Source organism: Tardiphaga sp. vice154, from assembly GCF_007018645.1.
Lineage (GTDB): Bacteria > Pseudomonadota > Alphaproteobacteria > Rhizobiales > Xanthobacteraceae > Tardiphaga.
Genome location: NZ_CP041399.1, coordinates 5264423 through 5288381, shown reverse-complemented (window position 1 = coordinate 5288381; position 23959 = coordinate 5264423). Strand labels below are relative to the sequence as shown.

Genomic DNA, 23959 nt, shown 5'->3' with positions numbered 1-23959 from the left:
GGTTTCCGCCCGCCATGCCATATCCGGCTCACCCCCGCTCCATGACCTGATCGAGTGACCCATGACTGACACCGCGACCACCTCCGCCCCGACCTCACAGCCGTTCCAGGCCGAGGTCGCCGAACTACTGAACCTGATGGTGCACTCGGTCTATTCCGAGACCGACATCTTCTTGCGCGAACTGATCTCGAACGCCTCCGACGCCTGCGACAAGCTGCGCTACGAGGCGATCGCCAATCCCCATCTGATCGCCGAGGGAGCGTCGCCGAACATCACCATCGCGCCGGACAAGGAAGCCAGCATCCTGTCGGTGATCGACTCCGGCATCGGCATGGACCGCCAGGAACTGATCGACAATCTCGGCACCATCGCTCGCTCCGGCACCAAATCGTTCCTGTCCCGCCTCACGGAGGCCAAGGACGGCGTCGGGCTGATCGGCCAGTTCGGCGTCGGCTTCTATGCCGCCTTCATGGTCGCCGACAGGATCGTCGTGACCTCGCGCCGCGCCGGCGAGCACGACGCCTTCACCTGGACCTCGTCGGGCGGCGCCGGCTTCGAGATCGCCCAGCTGGAGGACGGCATGAGCCAGCCTGCCGGCACCCGGATCGACCTGCATCTCAAGGAAGACGCCAAAAAATATCTCGAGGCGCACGAGATCGAGCGCATCGTGTCGGCCTATTCCGACAACATCCAGTTCCCGATCCTGCTCAAGGACGGCGATACCGAGCCGCGCCAGATCAATTCCGCCAGCGCGCTGTGGCAGCGCTCGAAATCCGAGCTGACCGCGGAAGACTACACCCAGGCCTACAAGTCGATTGCGTCGGCCTGGGACGAGCCGGCGATGACGCTGCACTACCGTGCCGAAGGCCGCTATTCCTACGCCGTGCTGCTGTTCGCGCCGTCCGCCAAGCCGTTCGACCTGTTCGAGCCCAACCGCAAGGGCAAGGTGAAGCTCTACGTCCGCCGCGTTTTCATCACCGACGACGCCGATCTCCTGCCGACCTATCTGCGCTTCATCCGCGGCGTGATCGACGCCGAGGACCTGCCGCTCAACCTGTCGCGCGAGATGCTGCAGAACAATCCGCAGCTCGCGCAGATCCGCAAGGCGGTCGCCACCCGCGTGGTCGGCGAACTCGACAGCATGAGCGAGAAGGAGCCGGAGGCCTTCGCCAAGATCTGGGACGCGTTCGGCCCGGTGATCAAGGAAGGCCTGTACGAGGATTACGAGCGCCGCGAAAAGCTGCTGTCGTTGTCGCGCTTCACCACCACCACCGGCGAGAAGCGCTCGCTGAAGCAGGTGGTCGCCGACTTCAAGGAGAACCAGACCGAGATCTATTATCTGGTCGGCGACAGCATCGAGCGGCTGAAGTCGAATCCGAAGCTGGAGGCGGCAAAGTCGCGCGGTCTCGAAGTGCTGTTGCTGACCGACCACGTCGATGCGTTCTGGACTTCGGCGCCGACCGATTTCGAGGGCAAGCCGCTGAAGTCGCTGAGCCAGGGCGAGGTCAATCTCGACCTGATCCCGCGGATCGACGAGGAGCCGAAGGACGAGAGCGCGCCGGAGACCGACGAGGCTGCGACCATCGCCGTGATCAAGGACACGCTCGGCGAGCGCGTCTCCGACGTGAAGGCCTCGACGCGGCTGACGACGTCGGCGTCCTGCCTGGTCGCCGGCGGCTTCGGGCCGGACCGCGAGCTGGAGCGCATGCTGGCGATGCAGAACAGGGGCGCCGGCACCAAGCCGATCCTCGAGATCAACCTGCGCCACCCGCTGGTGGCGCGCATCGCCGGCGCCGACAAGGCCGCCCGCGGCGACGCCGCGGATCTGTCGTTCCTGCTGCTGGAACAGGCGCAGATTCTGGACGGCGAGCTGCCGGAAGACCCCGCGGCCTTTGCGGCAAGGCTCAACCGGCTGGTGCTGAAGGCGATGTAGTTTGTTCCCTTTCCTGCTAGCGGGAAAGGCAGGCAAGCCATTGACCCAACCCGTCATTGCGAGGAGCGAAGCGACGCGGCAATCCAGAAAGCCATAAGCGAAGACTGGATTGCTTCGTCGCAAGGGCTCCTCGCAGCGACGGGGGAGGGGCCGTTGCTTCCTTCCAAGGCTGTTCCCTTATCCGAAAGATTAGCTGTCCCTCCGCGATATTCTAAAATAGCTTCCCGGCAACGTTAAAAACCATCGGGAGGCTACCTCATGAAGTTCGGGCATTTGCTGTCGGCGGCTGCGCTGTCCAGCCTGTTCATTGCTGCACCTGCGATGGCGCAGGGCGTCAAGATCGGCATTCTCAACGACCAGTCCGGCGTCTATGCCGATTACGGCGGCAAGTACTCGCTCGAAGCCGCCAGGATGGCGATCGAGGACTTTGGCGGCGAGGTGCTCGGCCAGAAGATCGAATTGATCACCGCCGACCACCAGAACAAGCCCGATCTCGCCGTCTCGATCGCGCGCCGCTGGTACGACGTCGAAGGCGTCGACATGATCACCGAACTCACCACCTCCTCGGTGGCGCTCGCGGTGCAGGAACTGTCCGCGCAGCAGAAGAAGATCGATATCGTGGTCGGCGCGGCGTCCTCGCGCATCACCGGCGATGCCTGTACGCCCTATGGCTTCCACTGGGCGTTCGATACCCGCGCGCTCGGCGTCGGTACCGGCGGGGCTTTGACCGAAGCCGGCGGCGACACCTGGTTCTTCCTCACCGCGGATTATGCGTTCGGCTATTCGCTGGAAAAGGACACCGGCGACATCGTCAAGGCCAAGGGCGGCAAGGTGCTCGGCGCGGTGCGCCATCCCTTGAACTCGTCGGACTTCTCCTCCTTCCTGCTGCAGGCGCAGGCCTCCAAGGCCAAGGTGATCGGGCTGGCCAACGCCGGGCTCGACACCACCAACACCGTGAAGCAGGCTTCCGAATTCGGCATCGTCGCCGGCGGCCAGAAGCTTGCCGGGCTGTTGCTGACGCTCGCGGAAGTCAATGGCCTCGGCCTGCAGGCGGCACAGGGCCTGGTGCTGACGGAATCGTTCTACTGGGACCGCGACGACAAATCCCGCGAATTCGCCGACCGCTTCTTCAAGCGCACCCAGCGCATGCCGAACATGATCCAGGCCGGCACCTATTCATCGACGCTGTCCTATCTCAAGGCGGTGAAGGCCGCCGGCACCAAGGATTCGGACGCGGTGGTGAAGAAGCTGAAGGAACTCCCGGTCGACGACGTCTTCGCGCAGGGCGGCAAGGTGCTGGCCAACGGCCGCATGGTGAAGGACCTATATCTGTTCGAGGTCAAGAAGCCGTCGGAGTCCAAGAAGCCGTGGGACTATTACAAGCAGCTCGCGACGGTGTCCGGCGACAAGGCCTACCCGACTGCGGCAGCGAGTGGTTGCCCGCTGACGAAGTAGGAGAGGACGCAAGCGCCGTCTTTCTTACTCTCCCCTGGAGGGGGAGGGTCGCTCCGCAGCGTGCGAAGCACGATGTGGAGCGGGGTGGGGTGACAGCGGTGGAGACGCGCGCATCACGTCCCCCCACCCCGTCTCGCATCCGCTTCGCGGACTGCTCGCCGACCCTCCCCCTCCAGGGAGGGTGAAGGAAGTGCTCCCTCAATACCCCGTCATTTCCAGATAGCCGACGCCGCTCTGGCTGCCGGCGAAGGCGATCGGGCCTTCCCAATAGGGGAAGCTCGTTCCCATCCACGCCTGTGCGTTCAGCGGTACGGTGTCGATCTGCAGTCCGCGGGCGGCGATGCCGACCTTCCATGCGGTCGGGATCTTCTTGCCCGCAACTTCGCTGAAGGCCGTCGGCGTCATCGCGATCTCGCTGGATGCGATCTGCTCGGAGCGACCATCGCGACGAATCCAGTTGCCGGAAAAGTAGTTCGCGCCGTCCTTCTGCCGCAGCCGGAACAGCATCAGCTTCTCGCCGGAGGCCAGATGCAGTGAGAACCAGTCCCAGCCGGTCTGGTCGGAGGCGAGCGGCTGGCTGGAGAATTCGCGGTCCATCCAGGCGCGGCCTGTGACCTTGACGGTGTTGCGGTCGATGGTGAGCTGGCCGCGCGCGGCGAAATACGGCTGGCTGTAATAATACGACGCCTGGCCGCGTTCGGATTTCTTGCTGTAGCCGGCGTCGCCCTGCAGCACCAGACCTTGTTGCGCCTCCAGCTGCAAGGCGTAGCTGAACGCCGGGCCCGACGCCGTGACGTCGAGCGGTGCGGCGGTCGCATCATTGAAGCCATCGCCGCCGCGCATCTCCCACGCATCGATCCAGGCGCGGAACGGTGACGCCGTGACGCCGGCCTGGCCGACGCCGCCGCGTGCAAACGCTTCCGCATAATGATGTGTGGAGGCCGACGTCACCGCGGCATGGCCCATCCAGATCTGCGGATTGGCCCAGCCGTCGCCTTGCGCGCCGGGCGTCATCGCCTGGCGAAACAGCGTCCATTGCGCGCCATAAGCGTTTCCCGCAGCGTCGGTGAGATTGGCGGTGAGGTACCACCATTCGATGCGAAACTCCGGATGCGCGCCGTGATCGGCCGGAAAACTCAGCACGCGTCCGGGCGTCACCGCGGCAAAACCCTCGGCGTCACGACCGAGGCCGGCAAATCCCTGCGCGACTGCGCGCGGACTGCCGAGGCCGAGCAGAGCCAATCCACCGACAAAACCGCGTCGCGAGAGACTACCGTTCATTGGCGAATACTTTCACCAGTTGCGCCGGCTGCATCCGCAACAGCTTGATGATCGGCAGCAGCGCTGCCAGCAGCGAGGCCAGCATCGCCACGCCCAGCAATTGGATCAATTGCAGCGGGAACACATGGAACGGCAGCCGCCAGCCGAACGCTTTGACATTCACCACAGCGATCAGGCACCACGCCACCGCGAGGCCGAGCGGCAGCGCCAGCAGCGCGGTGATCAGCGCCACCGATAGTGTCTTCAGTAGTTCGATCCCGGCCAGCCGTTTGCGCGTGATGCCGATCGCCCATAGCGGCGCCAGTTGCGGCAGCCGCGACTGGCTCAGCGTCAACAGGCTAGTCAGCAGCGCCACGCCGGCGACCGCGAGCGTGAAGGCGTTGAGCGCTGCGGTCACCGCGAAGGTGCGGTTGAAAATCTTTTGCGATTCCGTCTTCACGGTCGACTGGTCGGCGAGGCTGCGGCCGTCGAGCCCGAATCGTTCACGGATCGCCGTCATCATCGCCGGCACATCGGCGGGGGCGACGCGCACGCCCATCCTTGTCTGCGAGATGTCCGGAAAGCGCGCGATCAGCGCGTCGATGGCGACGCCGAGCTGCCCCTTCGGATTGCCGTAGTCGGCATAGATCGCGACTACCTCAAGCTTCCACGCGCCGGCCGGCGTCGGCGCGGTGACGGTGTCGCCGATGCCGAGCTTCAGCCGTCGCGACAATTGTTCGCTGATCAACGCGGCGTTGCCGGTCTTGACGCGGTCCCAGGCGTCCCTGGTCGATTCCAGCAGCGGCCATTGGTTGCGATAGGTGGCGTGATCGGCGAACCCCAGCAGTTCGACGGGCAGGCCGGCGATCGGCACGTCGGTGCGGCTGCCGGGCAGCACGGCCTGCACCTCCGGCCGCTGCTTCAGCCAGGAGCGTATCTCCGCGCCCTGCTTTTCGCTGGAGGCGGCGAGATAGATTTCGGGCGCCAGCCGGCCGTCGAGCCATCCCGTAAAGGTGCGGCTGAAACTTTCGACCATGGTGCCGACGCCGACATTGACGGCCAGCGCCAGCAGCAGCGCCATCAAGGCCAGCGACAATCCCGAGAGTTGCAGCCGGCTGTCGGCCCAGAACCATTTGGCCAGCGGGCGTTGCGTGCTGCGCTCGCCAGCGGCCAGCACCAGCCCCAGGATTGCGGGCAGCGCCAATGCTGCGCCAATCAGCAGTGCTGCGAGCACAACGAAGCCGGCGACCAGTGAATCGCCGAGCCACAGCACGCCGGCCGCGCCAAACAGGATGATCACCGCGAAGCTGCCCTGCAGCGTCAGCCAGCGGCCCTGCGCCTGCTGCCACGCATACGGCTGCGCCGCCGCGAGCAGCGGCAATCGTACCGCCTTCAAGAGGCTCGAGATTGCTGCCGCCAGCGCGCCGAGGATCGAGATCGCCAGGCCCGCCAGCCACCATTGCGGCTTCAGGGTCAGTTGCCCCGGGATTGTCGCGCCATACAATCCGCGCAGGCTGGCGGCGACATCGGGCAGCAGCGACGCGGCGATGAAGTAGCCGCAGACGAGGCCGACCAAACCGGCGATCACCGCGATCGAGACCAGTTCGACGAGCAGCACGGCGTTGAGCAATCGCGCCGAGACGCCGCAGGCGCGCAGCGTGCGCAGCATCGGCCGGCGCTGCTCGAAGCCGAGGCCGATCGCCGAATTGACGATGAAAAGGCCGACCACGAAGGACAGCAGCCCGAAGGCGGTGAGGTTGAGATGGAAGCTGTCGGTCAATCGTTCGAGATCGGTCTCGGCATCGGGCTCGACGAGGCGCAGCTGATCGCCGGTGACGCCTTGCAGCGCGGCGCGCGGACCGCTTGCCTTGCCGATCAAGAGCCGTGACACCTCGCCCGGCATTTTCAGCAGTTGCTGGGCGATGCCGATATCGACGACCACGACGCCTTGCGTCAGTTGCGGCTGCACGCGCAGCGGCGGCAGTCTGAGCGTGGCGTCGATGGCCGAGGTCGCGCCTTCCGCGAGGCCGAGTTCCGCCAACGTCTCTGCCGACACCAGCGCCTGGCCGGGCGGCGTGATGAAACCCTGCACGCCGGCTTTGCCGACTTCCGCCGTCGCGCTTGCTTCCACCGGGAGAGTTACGGGCTCGATTCCGAGCAGCCGCACCGAACGGCCACCGATCGCCACGCGGCCCTCCAGCATCGGCGAGACCGGCCAGCCGGCGCGGCGCAGATCGACAAAAAGAGATTCCGAGAACGTCGCGCCGTCGCGGCCGACCAGCATCGCGGTGCGTGCGCCGCCGAACGTTGCCGCGGCGCGATCATAGCTGGTGCGCGCCTGCTCGTTCAGCGCCTGCACGCCGCTCCACAGCGCGGTCGCGGCAATCAGCCCGACCAGCAGGGTGGCGAGTTGCATCGGATGCCGGCGCCAGTGGCTCAGCAGCACCGCGAGGATCCACAGCGCGCGTTTCACCGGATCAGGCCGGCATGGAGCTGCACCTGGCGGTCCAGCGTCGCGGCCAGCCGCGCGCTGTGCGTCACCATCAGGAAGCCGCAGCCGGTGCGCTGCACGAGATCGCGCGCCAGCGCCAGCACGTCGTCGGCGGTGTCCTCGTCGAGATTGCCAGTCGGCTCGTCCGCCAGCAGCAACAGCGGCTTGGAAGCCAGCGCGCGGCCGATCGCGACGCGTTGCTGCTGCCCGCCGGAGAGCTGTTCGGGGTATCGCTTCAGCAGCGCGGCGAGCCCGAGCCGCTCGATCAGCTCGCTGTGCCAGGCGGCATCGTGCTTACCCGCAATGCGCGACTGGAAGGCGAGATTGTCGGCGACGTTGAGCGAGGGGATGAGATTGAATTGCTGGAACACCAGGCCGAGCCGGTCGCGGCGCAATTGCGCGCGCTCGGCGTCCGGCATGCCGGTGATCAGCTTCTCCTCGAGCCGGATCTCGCCACCATCGGCGGCGTCGAGCCCGGCGATCAGATGCAGCAGCGTGCTCTTGCCGCTGCCGGATTCACCGGTCAGCGCCACGCTTTCGCCGCGCGCGACATCGAGATCGACGCCGCGCAGCACTGCGACCTGTTCCTGTGCCGAACGATAGGATTTTGTGAGGTGGCGGACGGTGAGCATGCCGCCGCACTGTAGCAGATTGTTGTCGTCCCGGCGAACGCCGTGGCGCGCTAGCGCTCGCTGGTCCGGGACGATAGCGTTGGTCGCTTCTCCGACACCAGCGCCAGCACGACCGTCGCGGCCATGAACGCCGCCGAGGCGCCGAATACCCAGCCGGGCAGGGCGCTGTCCATCAGCCAGCCGAACAGAATCGGGCTGACGATACCGCCGAAATTGAAGCCCGTCGAGACAATGCCGAAGGCCCGGCCGGCGGCGCCCGGGGGCGCAGCGTTGCGCACCAGCATGTCGCGCGACGGCACGATCACGCCGCTCAGGAACCCGGCCACGGCCATGGTCAGCGTCAGGAGCAGGAGCGGCATGGTCACCGAGGCGATCGTGAAGACGATCGCGGCGTTGATGGCGAAGCAGCCGGCGGCGATCTGGCCGTGACGCACCGTGCGATCGGCCAGCACGCCGCCGACCAGCACGCCGGCCGCGCTGCAGCCGAGATAGGCGGTCAGCGCGATATTGGCGGCCGAGAACGAAATGCCGTAGCCGCTGATCAGCGCGACAATGCCGAACGAGTTGATGCCATTCTGCGACAGCGCCAGCAGTGTGAAGAACAGCGTCAGCAGCAGGATCGCCGGATTCATCATGCTAACCTTCGCCGCGGGCTCGCCCTCGGTCGCGTCATGCATCGCGCCGGCGTCGGGAATGCCGACCACGACCAGCATCAGCACCACCGCGAGTCCGATCAGCCCCGCCACGATCAGCGCCGACGCGCCGCCGATGCCGGCGACCAGCGCGGCCATGATCGCCGGCGCCACCGCCCCGCCGAGGAAGCCGGCAAAGCTGTGGATAGAGAACGCCCGCCCCATTCGCGTCTCGTCCATATGCGCGGAGAGGATCGCATAGTCGGCGGGATGATAGACGCTGTTGGCGAGACCTAGCAGTGCGGCGCAGACGATCAGCGTGGGGTAGCTGAGATGCAGGCCGAGCGCGATCAGCGCAGCTCCGCCCAGCGTCATGCCGAGGATCAGGATTTTTCGCGCGCCGATGCGATCGACGAGATAGCCGATCGGCGCCTGGGTCAGGCCGGAAACGACGGCGAACACGGTGAGGGCGAGGCCGAGGTCGACATAGGAGACACCGAGCCGGTCCTTGAGAAACGGAAACAGCATCGGCAGTACGAAAATGTGGAAGTGGCTGACCCAATGCGCCACCGAAATGGCGCCGAGCGTCCGCCGCGCCGTATCGATCCGTACCTGATGAGAGCCGGCCGGAATATCGACCATCGCGTTTCCGCCCGTTATTTTGTCGCAGCTCTGGCGTATCCGTAGGGCTGCACTCGGGCCTTGTCTATGAGCGTTGCCGCATGTAGCCGTTGCATCGGCGACAGGGCGCGCGCCACCAGCCCATTCCGCGCACGATCAAGTTGATCGTGGCGGGCACGGCCGTTCGTCCGGTGATCGACCCGCCGGCACCTCAATTGCACCGTGATTGAGGCCCATCCTGTTCGCATCCCGCAATTGCCGATGCCAATTTCCGCCATTCCGTGTAAACGGGGCGCATCCTCACCAAATCCCACCCCAGCCCATCCCCACCCGGAGCGACGATGAAAAAGCCGAAAATCGAAATGGACGAACCGCAGGCCCGCAAGATCGTTCGCGCCGATCGCGCGCCGACGGAGGGCTATTCGCTGGTCGTCGATGGCCATTTCAAGTCGCATCACGACACGGTGGAAGCCGCTGAAGAAGCCGGCATGAAGCTGAAAAACGCCTATCAGATGCTGCAGATCCAGGTCTACGATTCCGCGACCAAGACCCGCACCATGATCGAATGGCCGGCCCCGGCCGCCAAAGCGCCCGAAGCCGTCTAAACGATCAGGTCCGGCGCCCGCCGCTCTGCTGGCCTGCCAGCCAGGCGGCCAGCGCCGGGCTTTTTTCTTTCGGCTTGGCACCGGGCTTGGTCGCGGCCCCGGCAGAAGCCTTCTTCTTTGCCTTGGCGACGACCGGTGGCGCCAGCGCCTCGCGGGCCAGACGTGCCGCGCGCAGCTTGGCCATGTTGTCGGTCACGGCCTTGGTCGCGGCGTCGCGCTCGGCGCGGCCCGATTTGTCTTCTTCCCGCGCCATCAGACGGCTTTCTTCTTGGCGACGGCCTTTTTGACGACGGCCTTCTTGGCCTTGGCTTTCGGCTTCGGCTCGACCGGATTGGCCAGCGCCTCGGCCTCGCGGGCCAGCCGTTCGGCGCGCAGCGTCTCGGTGCGCTTGCGAATCGCGATATCGGCGGCGGCGATGTCGGCCATTGCCTTGATGCCTTCGGTCTCCTGCGCCAGCTTGCGGCTGAGGCGGATTTCCTTCATTTCGGCGGGGGTCTTCGGTTCCGGTTCGGTATCCATGACTGCCTCAAATTGGGCCGCGCCACGCAGGCTGCGGCTATTGCTGCCACCACCCTATCAGAAACGGCCGGCAAAGGCACCCCGCCGGGTCATTAAACGGGGCATCCGGTTTAGTGCGTGCAGGAAAGGCGGCGTTTTCCCGCCCGATATGGTGCGTTGCGCGCGATCCGCCTTCCTGAGAGAATGTCCGTGGAACTGGACTGCATCACCCCCATGCTCAGCAAGCTTTTCGACGATGGCCCGGATAATCAGCGCGGCCGCATCATCACCATGTACGCCATCCTGATACCGGCCAATATCCTGGCCTGGCTATGGGCATGGATCGCGTTCCAGGATCAGCCGGTTCTGCTTGGCACCGCCGTGCTCGCCTATACGTTCGGCCTGCGCCATGCCGTCGATGCCGACCATATTGCCGCGATCGACAATGTGACGCGCAAGCTGATGCAATCCGGCAAACGGCCTTTGTCAGTCGGACTGTTCTTTTCGCTCGGGCACTCCAGCGTCGTCGTCATTGCCTCGATCTTCGTCGCGCTGGCTGTGGCGACCCTGCAGACCCAGGTCGCAGGCTTCAAGGAGATCGGCGGGCTGATCGGCACCGGCGTCTCGGCGTTCTTCCTGCTCGCCGTCGCCGCGGTGAATATCGTGATCCTGGTGTCGGTGTTCCGGCTGTTCCGGGCGGTGAAGCGCGGAGAGCGCTTCATCGAGGAGGACTTCAACATCCTGATGTCGCAGCGCGGCCTGCTCGGCCGGATGCTGCGCTCGCTGTTCGGCATCATCACCAAGAGCTGGCACATGTACCCGCTCGGCTTCCTGTTCGGCCTGGGCTTCGATACTGCGACGGAAATCGCGCTGCTCGGCATCGCGGCGTCGCAGGGCGCCGAGGGCATGTCGATGTGGACGATCCTGGTGTTTCCGGCGCTGTTCACGGCCGGCATGACGCTGATCGACACCACCGATGCGGTGCTGATGGTGCGGGCCTATGGCTGGGCCTACATCAAGCCGATCCGCAAGCTGTATTACAACATGACCATCACGCTGGTGTCGGTAATGGTGGCGCTGTTGATCGGCGGCGTCGAGGCGCTCGGCCTGATCGGCCGCAAACTGGATCTGACCGGCAGCTTCTGGACCGGCATCGAGGCGCTGAACGAGAATTTCGGCGCGCTCGGCTATGTCATCATCGTGATCTTCCTGGTGAGCTGGATGGTCTCGGTGATCGTCTATCGCCTCAAGGGCTATGACGACATCGAGGTCCGCGTCCACTGACGGCCGCGGACCCGGCGCCGGCTATTTGCCCGGCATCTTCTCGAGCGCGGCGCGCTTCCAGAGGTCCCAGGCGCGGCCGTGGATCTGCTCGATCACGCCGAGCGTCTTCTGGCTCTCTTCGGCTTCCATGAACGTCACCGGGCCGCCGAGCGACATCGCCTGCATCTGCAGCTGCGCATTGACGTTGCTGTAATGCGCCCGGAACACGGCCATCGGCACGGTCGCTGCGACCACGACGCTGCCATGGCCGCGCATCAGCGCGACGTTGCGGTCGCCGAGTGTCGCCGCCAGTGCCTTGCCGAGCTGCGCGTTGCTGACCAGCATGTTGCTCTGGCCCGCGGTGTCGCGGATCTCGAACACCGGGACGCCGGGCGACAGGAAGGCGCCGAGGTGAAACACCGGCCGCAGCGGCACGCCGGAGACGCTGAACGGAATGACGCCGGGCGAATGGGTATGGACGATGGCCATCACGTCCGGCCGGGCCTTGTAGATTTCGCCGTGAATGAAGCGTTCGAGGAAGCTGTTGCGGCCACGGGCATCGACGGGATTCGAATCGAGATCGTATTCGAGGATGTCGTCGGCGACGACCAGCGCCGGCGCCACCGAGCGCCCCATCAGATAGCGGTTCGGATTGCTGGGATGCCGCATGCTGACGTGGCCGAAGCCGTCGATCACATTGAGGTCGGTCAGGACGCGATTGGCGAGCACCAGATCCTGCATCGCGGCCGGATCGATCGGGCCGCCCGAAGCGGGCGCGGTCTGCGCATGCAGTGGCGAGATGCCCCCGGTCAGCAGCAACATAAACAAGGCGAATCGGGGCAGTCTCATCGGGCGTCTCCATCGGATGGCGGTTTGATTCCCGCCTTTCCGGCAAACTGACACCGTCGCGGTCAGCCGGCAACCGCAGCCCCCGGTCTTCCCACGCCGCCTTCGAGATGCGCCACGGCGAAGCGGCCCGGGCATGTGCAGCGATGCGTTTTCGCCGAACGGCAATGCTGCTACACAGGCTCCGAAGACGATCCAGCGAGGATGTGGCATGGCGGACTATGTGGTGCAATTCGGCCAGGACGGCCGCCGCGTCGAAGCCGATGGCCGGCTGGACGCGCCGGCGTATCACCGCAATTTCGAGGCGATCTGGCAGGCGCTGGCGCCGTATCTCGACCGCGCGGCGGGCGACGTCGTCGAGGTCGGCAGCGGCACCGGCCAGCATGTCGTCGAGTTCGCGCGGCGCAGCCCGGACGTTACATGGTGGCCGAGCGACCTTAACGAGGCGCATCTGAAAAGCATCGACGCCTGGCGCATGCATGCGCAGGCCGGAAACGTCCGCGCGCCTGTTCGAATCGATCTCACCGATCCCGCGTGGTGCCCGCAGATGCAGGACGGCTCCGGTCCGGGACCGCTCTCGGCCGTTTTCTGCGCCAACGTCGTGCACATCGCGCCGTGGAATGTCGCAGAAGGGCTGCTTGCCGGCGCCGCGAAATATCTGCAGCCGGACGGGCTGCTGTTCCTATACGGCCCATTCAAGCAGGGCGGCCAGCACACCGCGGTGAGCAATGCCGTGTTCGACACCAGCCTGCGCAACGGCAATCCGGAATGGGGCGTGCGCGATGTCGCGGATCTGGAAGAGGTGGCTGCCGGCGTCGGCCTGGCGCTGCAAAATACCGTCGCGATGCCGGCCAACAATCTCATCCTGGTATTCGGCCGCGCCGGCTGACGCCCCGCGCATGGCGCGCCTGCAGCGGCGGACGTTGATCGGCGGTCCGGCTGCGGCCATAGTTCCCGCTTGGAGTAACAGGCACGGACTTGACCGGGCCATGCCCGGTTGGAATTGCTCATGAATGACGTTGCCGCTGCCGACCTTTCCGGCGATGCCCTTGCACGCTCCAACGTGAAAAAGCTGGCGGTCGCGCAGGCACTCGGCGGCGCCAATTCGGCGGTGATCTTCGCCACGGGCGCTATCGTCGGCGCGACACTGGCGCCCAGCGTGGCGCTCGCCACCGTGCCGATCTCGGTCTATGTCGTCGGCCTCGCCTGCGGCACGCTACCGGTCGGCATGATCTCGCGCAGCCATGGCCGCCGCGTCGCCTTCCTGCTCGGCGGCGGCTGTGGCGTCTTATGCGGCTTGCTCGGCGCCTTCGCTTTGCTCTCCGGCTCGTTCGCGCTGTTCTGCTGCGCCACGTTTTTTGGCGGGCTCTATGGCGCGGCCACGCAGTCCTACCGGTTTGCCGCCGCGGACGGGGCCAGCGCGGCGTACCGGCCAAAGGCAGTGTCCTGGGTGATGGCCGGCGGCGTGTTCGCCGGCGTGCTGGGTCCGCAGCTTGTGCAGTGGACCATGGATATCTGGCCGCCATATCTGTTTGCCGCCAGCTTCGCCGCGCAGGCGGTGGTCGCATTGATCGCCATGGCGCTGCTCTCCACCGTCGATGCGCCGAAGCCGGCGCCGGCCGATCTGCATGGTGGCCGCCCGTTGCTGGAGATCGCCCGGCAGCCGCGCTTCATCGCGGCGGCGATCTGCGGCGTGGTATCCTATTCGATGATGAACCTGGTGATGACCTCGGCGCCGCTGGCGATGAAGATGTGCGGGCTGAGCCTGAGCGATTCCAATTTCGGCATCCAGTGGCACGTGGTCGCGATGTACGGCCCGAGCTTCTTCACGGGATCGCTGATTGTTCGCTTCGGCGCTTCGCGCGTTGTCGCCGCAGGCCTGGTGCTCGAAGCCATCGCGGCGGTGATCGGCCTGTCCGGCGTCACGGCGATGCATTTCTGGGTCGGCCTGGTCGTGCTCGGCGTCGGCTGGAATTTCGGCTTCATCGGCGCGTCCGCGCTGGTGCTGGAGACTCATCGTGCGCAGGAACGCAACAAGGTTCAGGCGTTCAACGACTTCCTGGTGTTCGGCGTGATGGCAGCCGGATCGTTCTCATCCGGCCAGTTGCTGGCCAGCTTCGGCTGGTCGACGGTCAACGCCGTGGTGTTTCCGCCGGTCCTCCTCGGCTTGGCGATGCTGGCGCTGACCGGCTTTGTCCGGCGGCGCGCTGCGCAGCGTGCGGGGATGCCCGGCCCGGCGATCTGATCAGCCGGCCATCGGCCGACATTGATCGATGTCATGGTGGCGATCGCCGATCGCCGCATATTGCCCGTCGGTCCGTAACCGTCGGCGGCGTCTGGCGTGCAGGCGTCGGCGCGCGATGCGCGGGCGGTCGCGTCTCCTGCCGCGCGCCTGCAGGCCGGATCAACCTGGTCGAGGCCCGGGCGCGAATGCCGATGAGAACCAGCTCCATATCCGCCCCATCGTCCGGCGATACCCGGGCGCTGGCCAATGTGCGCAAGCTCGCGGTCGCGCAGGCGCTGGCTGGCGCCAATGCGGCGGTCATTTTTGCCACCGGCGCGATCGTCGGCGCCATGCTGGCGCCGCGCCTGTCGCTCGCCACCTTGCCGATCTCGGTCTATGTCGCAGGCTTGGCCTGCGGCACGCTGCCGGTCGGCGCCCTCTCGCGCGCCTATGGCCGCCGCGTCGCCTTCCTGATCGGCTCGGGCTGCGGCGTGATATGCGGCGGGCTCGGCGCGCTGGCGATTCTGCAGGGCTCGTTCGCGCTGTTCTGCATCGCCAATTTGTTCGGCGGCTTCTACGGCGCGGCGGCGCACGCCTATCGCTTTGCCGCCGCCGATGGTGCCAGTGCGAGCTATCGGCCGAAGGCCTTGTCGTGGGTGCTGGCCGGCGGCGTGTTCGCCGGCGTGCTCGGCCCGCAACTGCTGCAGTGGACGATGGATGTCTGGCAGCCTTACCTGTTTGCCTTCAGCTTCTGTGTTCAGGCCGCCATCGCGCTGGTCGCCATGGCCGTACTGGCCACGGTCGATGCGCCGAAGCCGGCCGCCTCCGAGTTGCGCGGCGGACGGCCGCTGCTCGACATCGTCCGGCAACCGCGCTTCATCGTCGCCGCCATTTGCGGCGTGGTGTCGACCGCGATGATGAACCTAGTGATGACCTCGGCGCCGCTGGCGATGAAGATCTGCGGCCTCAGCCTCAGCGATTCCAATTTCGGCATCCAGTGGCATATCGTGGCGATGTATCTGCCGAGCTTTTTCACAGGCACACTGATCGCCTGGTTCGGAGCGTCGCGTATCGTGGTGGTCGGTCTGTTGATGGAAGCCGTTGCGGCGGTGATCGGCCTGTCGGGCACCAGCGCGATGCACTTCTGGGTCGGCCTCGTCGTGCTCAGCGTTGGCTGGAATTTCGGCTTCGTCGGCGCCTCCGCGCTGGTGATGGAAACCCACCGGCCGTCGGAGCGCACCAAAGTGCAGGCGTTCAACGACTTCCTGGTGTTCGGCGTGATGGCGGTGGGTTCGTTCTCGTCCGGTGAATTGCTGGCCAATTATGGCTGGGCCACCGTCAACGCCGCGGTATTTCCGCCGGTGGTGTTCGGCCTGATCGTGTTGGCCTGGAGCGGCTTTGCCAAACGGCGGCCGGTGTAACATCTCCCGGCGCTCAGTCGTCGAAGGCGCGTTCGGCGGTCTCGAAACTGTCGCGCGGCCAGGCGATCTGCACCACGGCGCCATGATCCGGGAATACGCGGTTGCTGAACGACACCTTGGCCCCGGTACGCTCCAGCAACGTGCGGGCGATGAAAACGCCGAGCCCGAGCCCGCCGCGTTCGCCGCCGTCATCGCCGCGCCGCCGCGACAGATAGGGCTCGCCGATCCGCTTCAATAGGTCCGGCGGAATGCCCGGCCCGTCGTCGGAGATCGAGATCGCGACGCTGTCGGCATTCCACCACGCATTGACCTCGACCCGCTCGCGGGCGAAATCGACGGCGTTTTCCAAAAGGTTGCCGACGCCGTAGAGAATCGCCGGGTTGCGCATCGATGTCGGCTCCGACGCGGTGGCGACCGCAATACGGACCTTGATCGCGATGCCGAAATCGCGGTGCGGCGCCACCGCTTCCTCGATGAGCGTCGATAGCTGCATCCGGTCGAACGGTGCCCCGGCGGAATTGAGCTGCGTGATCTTGGAGAGAATTTCGCGGCAGCGCTGCGCCTGCTCGCGCAGCGTCTTAAGGTCCTCGGCCAATTCCGGCGTGTTGCCCACATTCTTTTCCAGCTCGCGTGAGATCAGGAAGATGGTCGAGAGCGGCGTCCCCAATTCATGCGCGGCGGCTGCGGCAAGGCCGTCGATCTGGGTCAGATGCTGCTCCCTGGTCAGCACCAGTTCGGTGGCGGCCAGCGCATCGGACAGCTTGCGGGCTTCTTCGGTAACCTGGAAGGCGTAAAGGCTGGTGACGCCGATCGCGGTGAGGATCGAGAGCCAGACGCCCAGCATGTAGATCTGCGGCAGCACCAATGGCTCGCTGGCGTCCCACGGCAGCGGCAGATGGAAAAAGGTCAGCGCCGTGGCGCAGATCGCGGCCAGTACGCCGAGCGATATGGTCAGCCGCGTCGGCAGTGCGGTGGCCGAGATCAGCACCGGTGCCAGGAACATGAATGAAAACGGATTCTGCAGCCCGCCGGTGAAGTATAACAGCGCCGCCAGCTCGGCAATGTTCAGCGCCAGCAGGGCTGCCGCCCAGCGCGGCTCCAGTCGCTGCATCGGGTTGAACACGATCTGCAACACCAGATTGAGCCCGGCCGACAGGCCGATCACGGTGAGACAGGGCAGCACCGGGACTTCGAAGTCGAGCCCTTGGGCTACGATGAAGATGGCGGCGAGCTGTCCCAGCACCGCCAGCCAGCGCAGCCGCAGAATGGTGTCGAGCCGCACATAGCGGCGCGGATGGCGGAAATCGGACGGCGCGACATCGGTCATGCGGGCGACATTAGACGGCCGGCGGTCCGATCACAAACCGGCAATGCCTGCGACAAGTTGCAGGCAGGGCTTGCCTATCCGGCTGCGATCCCGCTAGGACGGCAGATATGACCAGTGAACCCGCCTTGCGCGCCGACCCGGCGATCAGCCCGTCCTCCGGCGCGGCGATCGCCGTCGATCGGCTCGTCAAACTCTACAAGACGACGCGTGCGGTCGACGACGTGTCGTTCGCGATCGCGCGCGGCTCGATCACCGGGCTGCTCGGCGGCAACGGCGCCGGCAAGACCACCACCATCGCCATGATCATGGGCCTGGTGCTGCCGACCTCCGGTCGCGTCTCCGTGCTCGGCCATGCGATGCCGGCGCAGAGCGCCGAGGTGCTCGGCCGAATGAATTTCGAAAGCCCCTACGTCGACATGCCGATGCGGCTTACCGTGCGGCAGAACCTCACGGTGTTCGGCAAGCTCTATGCGGTGCCGGATCTGCGCGGCCGCATTGCGCAGCTCACCGAGGACCTCGACCTCGCAGACTTCCTCGACCGCGCCAGCGGCAAGCTGTCGGCCGGGCAGAAGACCCGCGTGGCATTGGCCAAGGCGTTGATCAACGAGCCGGAATTGCTGCTGCTCGACGAGCCGACCGCCTCGCTCGATCCCGACACCGCGGACTGGATTCGCCAGCATCTGGAGACCTATCGCCGGACGCACAACGCCACCATCCTGTTGGCGTCGCACAACATGCTGGAGGTCGAGCGATTGTGCGACCGCGTCATCATCATGAAGACCGGGCGCGTCGAGGACGACGACAGTCCGGCCAACATCCTGGTCCGTTATAACCGGACGACGCTGGAAGAGGTGTTCCTCGACGTCGCCCGCGGCCGGGAGCGCGTGTCATGAGCCTGCTGGATCACCGCGAGTTCCGCGGCATCGCCTTGCACCGCATCAACGCGATGGTGCTGCGCTATTGGTACCTGCTGGTGTCGTCCTGGCCGCGAATGCTGGAGCTGATCTACTGGCCGGCGCTGCAGATCGTCACCTGGGGGTTCCTGCAGAACTACATCTCGCAGAATGCCGGCTTCTTCGCGCAGGCTGGCGGCACGCTGATCGGCGCCGTGATCCTGTGGGACATCCTGTTCCGCGGCCAGCTCGGCTTTTCTATCTCCTTCCTCGAGGAAATGTGGGCGCGCAATCTCGGCAACCTGATGATGAGCCCGCTGAAGCCGATCGAATTCCTGATCTCGCTGATGATCATGAGCCTGGTCCGGCTGGCGATCGGCGTGATCCCGATGATCATCCTCGCGGTGGTGTTCTTCCAGTTCAACCTGTTTGCGCTCGGCCTGCCGCTGATCGCCTTCTTCTGCAACCTGATCTTTACCTCGTGGTCGGTCGGCATTTTCGTGTCCGGCCTGGTGTTGCGCAACGGGCTGGGTGCGGAGAGCATCGTCTGGACGCTGATGTTCGGGCTGATGCCGCTGGCCTGTGTGTACTATCCCGTGTCGGTGCTGCCCACTTGGCTGCAATATGTCGCCTGGACACTGCCGCCGACCTATGTGTTCGAGGGCATGCGCGCGCTGTTGTTCGATCACACGTTCCGCACCGACCTGATGGTCACCGCGCTGGCGATCAACGCCGTGCTGTTTATCGCATCATTTGCGAGTTTTCTTGGGCTGCTGCGCAGCGCCCGCCGCGCCGGTTCGCTGGTATCTGGCGGCGAATAGCCTTCATTTCTGGCAGAAATTGCCGGTTTGGCCGACATTTGGATAAACATCCACCGTGCCCTGCATTGACGCTTTCTTATGCAGGGGCCACACTCCCGCACAGCAACAACGTTGGGAGTTCAGATGCCGATCGGTGAATTTGGCAGGCCGCCGGCCTTGCCGTCGGAAGTTAGCCCGGCGCTGACCACGCCGATGTACTGGATGCACGAGATGGCCCGCGCCTCGCTGAATCCGGCGCGGATGCTGACCGATGCCACCAAGGTGCTGTTCCAGAACCCGTTCAATCCGCTGACGCATACCGATTTCGGCAAGCAGGTCGCCGCCGGCTGCGAGGTATTCGAGCGCACCACGCGCCGCTACGGCAAGCCGGAATGGGGCCTCGACGACACCGAGGTCAACGGCGTGCGAACGCCGGTGGTGATCCGCACGGTCTGGGAGAAGCCGTTCTGCCGGCTTTTGTATTTCGACCGGGACCATCCGCGGCCGCTGAAGCATCCGCAGCCGCGCGTGCTGATCGTGGCGCCGATGTCCGGCCACTACGCCACGCTGCTGCGCGGCACCGTTGAGGCCTTCCTGCCGACCCACGAGGTCTACATCACCGACTGGACCGACGCCCGCATGGTGCCGATCGCCGAAGGCCGCTTCGATCTCGACGACTATGTCGACTACATCATCGAGATGCTGCATGAGCTGGGCGGCAACATGCATGTCATTGCGGTTTGCCAGCCATCCGTGCCGGTGCTCGCCGCCGTTTCCGTGATGGAAGCCGACGCCGATCCGTTCGTGCCGGTGTCGATGACGCTGATGGGCGGCCCGATCGACACCCGCCGCAATCCGACCGCGGTGAACAACCTCGCCGCGGAAAAGGGCATCGACTGGTTCCGCAGCCACGTCATCACCAAGGTGCCGTTTCCGCATCCCGGCCTGATGCGCGACGTCTATCCCGGGTTCCTGCAGCTCAACGGCTTCATCAGCATGAATCTCGACCGCCACATGGACGCGCACAAGGATCTGTTCAACCATCTGGTCCAGGGCGACGGCGACCTCGCCGACAAGCACCGCGATTTCTACGACGAATATCTGGCGGTAATGGATCTGACGGCCGAGTATTACCTGCAGACCGTGGACACGGTGTTCATCAAGCACTCGCTGCCGAAAGGCGAGATGACCCACCACGGCAAGCTGGTCGATCCCTCGAAGATTCACAACGTCGCGCTGATGACCGTGGAAGGCGAGAACGACGACATCTCCGGCATCGGCCAGACCGAAGCGACGCATGCTTTGTGCACATCGATCCCCGACGATCGCCGTGTGCACTACGTGCAAAAAGGCGTTGGACATTACGGCGTGTTCAACGGCTCGCGGTTCCGGTCCGAGATCGTGCCGCGCATCAATGACTTCATGCACAACGCAACCGAATCCAAGCGCGTCGCTGCGGAGTGATGGATAGCGCAACGACGAGCTTCACGAAGGGGAGCTCATCGTTGTTCATCGCTGCGAGTCGAACGCGCCGTTTCCAAGCCTTTGAAAATAGCCATAAAATCCGCATTTCCCCGGTATCTTTAGAAATGAGGCGAGGTTCACTTAATTAACGGCGCCTGTCCGGTGATTCTGAACCAGGATTCTGGTTCCAAGGCCCATTGGATAGGGGACATGCATTCGTGAAACCCCGTATATTGGGCAAATGATTTGTTTTTCTGCGGGGCCATTCTCTTGGCGGCGGATATGGCAGAATCCGGTCGATCTCCTGACGACCGGACATGTAGATATGGCATTTCGCGCACTTCTCTATCGCCGCCCCACTGAACCCGACACGCTGGCCATCAAGCATGGCAGCCAGATTTTTGCCGTTCGCCTGCGACGGCATCGCCGCGCGCGGCGCTACACGCTGCGCATTCATCCGAGCGATCGCGAAGCCATCCTGACGATGCCGCCGCGGGGCACGCTGGCCGATGCCAAGGCGTTTGCCGCCGGCCACGGCGCGTGGATCGCCGCGCGCCTCGGCCGTCTGCCGAAAGCCGCGCCCTTCGAGGCCGGCACCCTGCTGCCGTTGCGCGGCACGATGCACAAGATCGTGCATCGGCCGGGCTCGCGCGGCACGGTGTGGACCGAGGCGCGCGACTCTGGCGAGAAGATCCTGTGCGTCGCCGGCGAGGCCGAGCATGTCGGTCGCCGCGTGCACGATTTCCTCAAGCGCGAGGCGCGCGCCGATCTGCAGAAGGCGTCGACGCATTATGCGAAGGAACTCGGCGTCAAGGTGACGCGGCTGACGATCCGCGACCAGTCGAGCCGGTGGGGGTCGTGCACCTCGGCGGGGTCGCTGTCGTTCTCGTGGCGGCTGATCCTGGCGCCGCCCTACGTGCTCGACTATCTCGCCGCCCATGAAGTCGCGCATCTGGTCGAGATGAACCACTCGGCGAAGTTCTGGAAGGTGGTGGCCAAGATCTGCCCGGCCACCGAACGCGCCAAGACCTGGCTGGATACGCACGGCAACGATCTGCACCGTTATGGGGTGCAGGACTGAGCGGCATTCACATGACAGGGGAGGGTGGGGTGATCTCATTCTCGCTCCTCCTCTTCCCTGCCTATATTCCTATAGCTTTATATTCCTAATTATGACGTTTGGCTAGGGGTGATCGCCTTCCCGCGGGTGGCTGTCGTTCCGGGGCGCGAGCGCACCAGCGCGAGCGAACCTCAGCCACTCCAATTGGAGTAGCGGGGGATCCCGACATGTTCAGCGTGCCGCAACTTCGGGATTCCGGGTTCGCGCGCAGCTATCGCTGCGCACGCCCCGGAATGACAGGGGGCTATCGCCCGAACAGCCGGTCCGTCAGCCAGCCGTCCAAACCGCTCGCGGCCTCCGGGCGGACGTTGTCGCGCGGCGGCGGGGCTTGCCGCGCAGGATAGGAGGTCGGCGTCGGCGGCGCGCTCGGCTGTGGCCTCGCGCCAGTATAGACCGGCGCGCTCGGCACGTAGCCCGGCTGCGGCCGCAACTGCTGCGGCTCGGCTGTGCCCGGCATCACCTGCGACACCGCCGCGGCGACCGAGTTGAAGAAGCTGCTCGGCGCCGCTCCGGGGATCGGCTCCGGCGCAGCACCCTGATGCGCGGTCTTCATGAAGCGCGTCCAGATCTCCACCGGCAATCCGCCGCCGGTCGCTTTCTTGGTCGGCGAGTTGTCGTCATTGCCGAGCCAGACCCCGGTGACGAGCTTCGAGGTGTAGCCGATGAACCAGGCGTCGCGGAAATCCTGGCTGGTGCCGGTCTTGCCGGCGGCCTGCCAGCCCGGCAGCTCGGCCTTCCTGGCGCTGCCGGAGATCAGCGTCTCGGTCATCATCGTGTTCATCATCGCCACCGCGCGGGCATCGATCACCGCGGCCGGCGTGTCCTTGGTGCGGCGATACAGCGTCTTGTTGCCGTCCACGGTGCGGATCCGCTCGACGACATAGGGCGAAGCGGACAGCCCGCCATTGGCGAAGCTCGCATAGGCCCCGACCATCTCGGTCAAGGACACTTCGGAGGTGCCGAGCGCGATCGAGGCGTTGGCCTCCAGCTTCGAGGCGATGCCCAGCCGATGCGCGGTCCGCACCACGCTTTTCGCGCCGACCTCGAGCCCAAGCCGCACGGCCACCGTGTTCAGCGACATCGCCAGCGCCTGCGTCAGCGTCACCGGACCGAAATATTGATGCGTATAGTTCTCCGGCTTCCAGCCCTTGACGTCCAAGGGCGCGTCGGAGCGGATCGTCTCCGGCGTCAGCCCCGCCTCGATCGCGGTAAGATAGACGAACGGCTTGAACGAGGAGCCCGGCTGACGCTTGGCGGTGACCGCGCGGTTGAACTGGCTCTCGGCATAGTTCCGCCCGCCGACCATCGCGCGCACCGCGCCGTCGGGCGTCATCGCCACCAGCGCGCCTTGCGAGACGTTGAACTTGACGCTCTTGGCCGCCAACTCGTCGATGATCGAGGCTTCCGCGAGACTCTGCAGCTTCGGATCGAGGGTGGTCTCGACCACGATGGATTGATCGACCTGGCCGATCAGATCGTCGAGCACCTCGCCGATCCAGTCGGCGACGTAGTTCACGGTGCCGGCGCCGACCGCCTTTACATTATACGACGCATGCCCCGTCGAGGCCTGCGCCTGCGCCTGGGTGATGAAGCCGGCGTCCTGCATCGCCGCCAGCACGGTGCGCGCGCGCACCTCGGCCCCTTCCGGATTGCGGTTCGGCGCCAGCCGCGACGGCGACTTGACGAGGCCAGCCAGCATAGCGGCCTCCGCGATCGTGACCTCCTTGGCCGGCTTGCCGAAATAGCGTTGCGCCGCGGCTTCCACGCCGTAGGCGCCGGAGCCGAAATAAACGCGGTTGAGATAGAGCTCCAGTATCTCCTGCTTGGAATGCTTGCGCTCCAGCCAGAACGCCAGCTCGACCTCCTGCAGCTTGCGCTTCAACGTGCGTTCTTCGGAGAGGAACAGGTTCTTGGCGAGCTGCTGGGTGAGCGTCGAGCCGCCCTGCGCTACGCCGCGATGCATCACATTGGTAACCGCGGCGCGCGCGATCCCTAAGGGATCGACGCCGTAATGCGAATAGAAGCGGCGATCCTCGATCGCGATGAAGGCGTTCGGCAGATAGGCCGGCAGATTCTTCAGCGCGACGGTGCCGCCGGCCATTTCGCCGCGCATCGCCAGCACGCTGCCGTCGAGGCCTGTGATCTGGATGGTCGGCGGCCGCTTCGGGATTTCCAGCGACTGGATCGGCGGCAGATGCGCGCCGACATAGATCACCAGGCCAATCACCGCGATCGCGCCCCACAGGCCAACCACCGCGCCCCAGTAGAAGATCTTCTTGAAGAAGCCGGTGATGCCGCCGCGCGACTTGCTCGACTTGCGCTTGCCGGGTTTTCGCGGACTTGGCTTGGGCTTGTCGTCGGAACCGGCGACGCGGTCCTGCGGGTTCATCCGCAGTTCCGACAGCGAAGACGGCAGCCCGAACGTAGGCTCCTTGCGACCGCTTTTTTTCTTCGCCATACGCCACACCGCCCGC

At 65.4% G+C, this 23959-nt stretch carries 20 protein-coding genes; 11 read left to right on the top strand and 9 right to left on the bottom strand.

Translation table 11 applies throughout. The features are described 5' to 3' along the window. Nucleotides 1–61: 61 nt before the first annotated feature. Both htpG and FIU28_RS24795 read left to right on the top strand, forming a co-directional pair. Nucleotides 62–1933: a molecular chaperone HtpG gene (gene htpG / locus FIU28_RS24800; RefSeq protein ID WP_143575740.1), complete on the top strand. Its 1872-nt coding sequence runs from the start codon at nucleotides 62–64 to the stop codon at nucleotides 1931–1933. 258 nt (nucleotides 1934–2191) lie between these two features. Then, a complete protein-coding gene (locus FIU28_RS24795) occupies nucleotides 2192–3388 on the top strand; it encodes an ABC transporter substrate-binding protein (RefSeq protein ID WP_143575739.1) in 1197 nt (398 codons plus the stop codon). Nucleotides 3389–3586: 198 nt separating this feature from the next. On the opposite strand, the gene FIU28_RS24790 is transcribed toward FIU28_RS24795, so the two are convergent. From FIU28_RS24790 to FIU28_RS24775, 4 genes are read right to left on the bottom strand one after another with little or no spacing between them, the layout of a single operon-like run. Continuing rightward, entirely contained in the window at nucleotides 3587–4669 is a 1083-nt protein-coding gene (locus FIU28_RS24790; protein WP_143575738.1) for a lipocalin-like domain-containing protein, read from the bottom strand. Further along, nucleotides 4659–7121 (bottom strand): ABC transporter permease, encoded by a 2463-nt coding sequence (locus FIU28_RS24785; RefSeq protein WP_143575737.1) that lies wholly within the window; start codon nucleotides 7119–7121, stop codon nucleotides 4659–4661. The genes FIU28_RS24790 and FIU28_RS24785 overlap by 11 nt, the downstream gene beginning before the upstream one ends. Beyond that, nucleotides 7118–7771, bottom strand: coding sequence for an ABC transporter ATP-binding protein (locus tag FIU28_RS24780; RefSeq protein ID WP_143575736.1), 654 nt, complete (start codon nucleotides 7769–7771; stop codon nucleotides 7118–7120). The genes FIU28_RS24785 and FIU28_RS24780 overlap by 4 nt, the downstream gene beginning before the upstream one ends. Nucleotides 7772–7821: 50 nt before the next feature. Next, nucleotides 7822–9045 carry an MFS transporter gene (locus tag FIU28_RS24775; RefSeq protein ID WP_143575735.1) on the bottom strand — a complete coding sequence of 408 codons (1224 nt, stop codon included), beginning with the start codon at nucleotides 9043–9045 and terminating at the stop codon, nucleotides 7822–7824. A gap of 320 nt (nucleotides 9046–9365) precedes the next feature. Here FIU28_RS24775 and FIU28_RS24770 point away from each other — a divergent pair, with 320 nt between their 5' ends. Further along, nucleotides 9366–9629, top strand: coding sequence for a hypothetical protein (locus tag FIU28_RS24770; protein WP_143575734.1), 264 nt, complete (start codon nucleotides 9366–9368; stop codon nucleotides 9627–9629). 4 nt (nucleotides 9630–9633) lie between these two features. On the opposite strand, the gene FIU28_RS24765 is transcribed toward FIU28_RS24770, so the two are convergent. Together FIU28_RS24765 and FIU28_RS24760 are read right to left on the bottom strand one after the other, a co-directional pair. Further along, nucleotides 9634–9882 carry a hypothetical protein gene (locus FIU28_RS24765; RefSeq protein ID WP_143575733.1) on the bottom strand — a complete coding sequence of 83 codons (249 nt, stop codon included), beginning with the start codon at nucleotides 9880–9882 and terminating at the stop codon, nucleotides 9634–9636. Beyond that, nucleotides 9882–10148, bottom strand: a complete 267-nt coding sequence (locus FIU28_RS24760) for a transcriptional regulator (RefSeq protein WP_143575732.1) — start codon at nucleotides 10146–10148, stop codon at nucleotides 9882–9884. Before FIU28_RS24760 ends, FIU28_RS24765 begins: the two co-directional genes overlap by 1 nt. A 213-nt stretch (nucleotides 10149–10361) precedes the next feature. Between FIU28_RS24760 and FIU28_RS24755 the strand changes: the two genes are divergently transcribed. After that, the gene (locus FIU28_RS24755; protein WP_143575731.1) at nucleotides 10362–11411 is read left to right on the top strand and encodes a HoxN/HupN/NixA family nickel/cobalt transporter; all 1050 of its coding nucleotides are present in this window, start codon (nucleotides 10362–10364) and stop codon (nucleotides 11409–11411) included. Between the two features lie 21 nt (nucleotides 11412–11432). On the opposite strand, the gene FIU28_RS24750 is transcribed toward FIU28_RS24755, so the two are convergent. Continuing rightward, nucleotides 11433–12239: a class II aldolase/adducin family protein gene (locus FIU28_RS24750; RefSeq protein WP_246660798.1), complete on the bottom strand. Its 807-nt coding sequence runs from the start codon at nucleotides 12237–12239 to the stop codon at nucleotides 11433–11435. Between the two features lie 208 nt (nucleotides 12240–12447). Between FIU28_RS24750 and FIU28_RS24745 the strand changes: the two genes are divergently transcribed. The 3 genes from FIU28_RS24745 to FIU28_RS24735 all read left to right on the top strand — a co-directional run bounded on the left by FIU28_RS24745 (nucleotide 12448) and on the right by FIU28_RS24735 (nucleotide 15881). Beyond that, nucleotides 12448–13125, top strand: coding sequence for a DUF938 domain-containing protein (locus FIU28_RS24745; RefSeq protein WP_143575730.1), 678 nt, complete (start codon nucleotides 12448–12450; stop codon nucleotides 13123–13125). Nucleotides 13126–13245: 120 nt separating this feature from the next. Further along, nucleotides 13246–14481: an MFS transporter gene (locus FIU28_RS24740; protein WP_143575729.1), complete on the top strand. Its 1236-nt coding sequence runs from the start codon at nucleotides 13246–13248 to the stop codon at nucleotides 14479–14481. Between the two features lie 185 nt (nucleotides 14482–14666). Beyond that, nucleotides 14667–15881: an MFS transporter gene (locus tag FIU28_RS24735; protein WP_143575728.1), complete on the top strand. Its 1215-nt coding sequence runs from the start codon at nucleotides 14667–14669 to the stop codon at nucleotides 15879–15881. 13 nt (nucleotides 15882–15894) lie between these two features. On the opposite strand, the gene FIU28_RS24730 is transcribed toward FIU28_RS24735, so the two are convergent. Then, on the bottom strand, nucleotides 15895–17208 hold the full coding sequence (locus tag FIU28_RS24730; RefSeq protein ID WP_143575727.1) for an ActS/PrrB/RegB family redox-sensitive histidine kinase: 1314 nt from the start codon (nucleotides 17206–17208) through the stop codon (nucleotides 15895–15897). Nucleotides 17209–17315: 107 nt separating this feature from the next. Here FIU28_RS24730 and FIU28_RS24725 point away from each other — a divergent pair, with 107 nt between their 5' ends. The 4 genes from FIU28_RS24725 (at nucleotide 17316) to FIU28_RS24710 (ending at nucleotide 21446) form a co-directional block, all read left to right on the top strand. Then, the gene (locus FIU28_RS24725) at nucleotides 17316–18101 is read left to right on the top strand and encodes an ABC transporter ATP-binding protein (protein WP_143575726.1); all 786 of its coding nucleotides are present in this window, start codon (nucleotides 17316–17318) and stop codon (nucleotides 18099–18101) included. Further along, entirely contained in the window at nucleotides 18098–18922 is an 825-nt protein-coding gene (locus FIU28_RS24720) for an ABC transporter permease (protein ID WP_143575725.1), read from the top strand. The genes FIU28_RS24725 and FIU28_RS24720 overlap by 4 nt, the downstream gene beginning before the upstream one ends. 123 nt (nucleotides 18923–19045) lie before the next feature. After that, the gene (locus tag FIU28_RS24715) at nucleotides 19046–20365 is read left to right on the top strand and encodes a polyhydroxyalkanoate depolymerase (RefSeq protein WP_143575724.1); all 1320 of its coding nucleotides are present in this window, start codon (nucleotides 19046–19048) and stop codon (nucleotides 20363–20365) included. Between the two features lie 241 nt (nucleotides 20366–20606). Next, the gene (locus FIU28_RS24710; RefSeq protein WP_143575723.1) at nucleotides 20607–21446 is read left to right on the top strand and encodes a M48 family metallopeptidase; all 840 of its coding nucleotides are present in this window, start codon (nucleotides 20607–20609) and stop codon (nucleotides 21444–21446) included. 283 nt (nucleotides 21447–21729) lie between these two features. Here FIU28_RS24710 and FIU28_RS24705 read toward each other — a convergent pair whose 3' ends face one another. After that, nucleotides 21730–23943, bottom strand: a complete 2214-nt coding sequence (locus tag FIU28_RS24705) for a transglycosylase domain-containing protein (protein ID WP_143575722.1) — start codon at nucleotides 23941–23943, stop codon at nucleotides 21730–21732. Nucleotides 23944–23959 lie beyond the last annotated feature (16 nt).